The 1628-nt window shown below is 69.1% G+C and carries 2 protein-coding genes; both read right to left on the bottom strand.

Annotated features, from left to right (window positions below):
- On the bottom strand, positions 1 to 510 hold a 510-nt coding region (locus OO57_RS46605; RefSeq protein ID WP_324606822.1), incomplete at its 3' end, for a carbohydrate-binding protein.
- Between the two features lie 431 nt (positions 511 to 941).
- Positions 942 to 1520 (bottom strand): YdeI/OmpD-associated family protein, encoded by a 579-nt coding sequence (locus OO57_RS37705; RefSeq protein ID WP_033257418.1) that lies wholly within the window; start codon positions 1518 to 1520, stop codon positions 942 to 944.
- Positions 1521 to 1628: the final 108 nt, after the last annotated feature.

Consider the following 1628-nt stretch of genomic DNA (forward strand, 5'->3'; position numbering starts at 1 on the left):
GTAGGCCTTCAGCGCCGCGACCAGGCCGGAGTAGGTGTAGAAGGAGTTCCGGTTCGGGAACATCTGGTTGAACTGGGCCTCGGAGACCACGAACCCGCCGGGGTTGACGGTGCCGGACGGGCTCGGGCTGGTGCCGCCGCCGCTACAGGTGTACGGGCTCCAGAACCAGGTGGAGATGGTCGGGTCGTAACCCGGGTTGTCGTGCGTGGCGATGTAGTACTGGCCGTTGGGCGCGTACTTCACGATCGAGCCGGTGGCGTACTGGGTGCCCGCCACCCAGGTCGGGTGGTTGCAGGCGGTGGGGGTCGTGGTGGTGCCGCCACCGCCGCCGCAGGCGCCCTGGTCGGCCCAGACGCCGGAGCCGCCGGTGCTCGGCGTCTCCCCCTGGGTCCACCACTTGGCGTTCCAGTTGTGCCCGTTGTACGAGGCGGACGTGCCGCCGGTGTACACCTGGGTCGCCGAGTACGGGGTGGTGCAGGCCGCCGCCGCGGTCGACGTGGTGGGCACCATCACGGCCAGGCCGGTCGCAGCCAGCGCGCCGGTCAGCAGCGCGGCGATCTTTTGCTTGTTCACGTGCCACTCCTCGTGGGGGGAAGGACGGGGCTGGGCAGGGAACCCGCGGCGCACTCAACTCCAAATGGTCCAGACCTGTCAATAGGTCAGGAAAGGAATCATGAAAGCGAAGTGACGGAATGTCAGGAACCTTTACTGTCGTTCCCGGATTGCCACCGAATCCGTCCACCCGACTGATTCCGGTGCGTCCGACCGACCCCCACCAGCACGGAAGCCGCGAATTCCGGAATCGGAACCAGATATTCCATGGCCATTTCCGATCCCTCGCGCCCTGCGCGCACCATCAAGTGGTCTGAACCTATTGACGCCATGGTCCAGACCTTTCTACCCTCTCGTCGTACGCACGCCAGCCGTCACCCGCCCCGCCGTCACTCGCCCCCGCCACCGCCCCGCAGCACGTCCAGCACCCGCTCCAACCGGGCCCGCCCGGCCTCCGGCGTCAGCGCCTGGAGCAGCGGCAGGATCAGCTGGTAGCGCCCCGTCCGGTCGAGCGCCTCGAAGGCCGCCCTCGCCCGCGGGTCCGCCTCCAGCTCGGCCGCCAGGCCGGGCGGCACCTCCGCCGTCCGCTGCGACTCGTACGCCCCCGCCCACCGCCCGTCCTCCTGCGCCCGCCGCACCTCGGCCAGCCCGGGCTCGCGCATCCGCCCGGCAGCGGTCAGCGCCGCCACCTTCTCCACGTTCACCCGGGACCACAGGCTCCGGGGGCGCCGCGGCACGTACTTCTGCAGGTAGTGCTGCGCGTCGAGCGAACGCCGCTGCCCGGAGATCCAGCCGTAGCACAGCCCCACGTCGACCAGTTCGTCCTCGGTGACCGTCGGAATGCCCGACTTCCTCTTGGCCACCTTGACCCACACCCCCTCCTGCCGCCCGTGGTGCCCCGCCAACCAGGCCTCGAACGCCGCCGCGTCCGGGAAAGCGACGACCTCCACCCCCGCGATCTCATCCATGCGGCCCAGCCTAGTAGGGCTTGGTCAGGTTGATTTTGATTGGGCGTGTCTGTTGGCGGTGGTGTGTCGTTGAGGACGTGTGACACCTGGGGAGATGGCTGAGGTCCG

The sequence above is a fragment of the Kitasatospora phosalacinea genome, from assembly GCF_000717185.1.
Classification (GTDB): domain Bacteria; phylum Actinomycetota; class Actinomycetes; order Streptomycetales; family Streptomycetaceae; genus Kitasatospora; species Kitasatospora phosalacinea_A.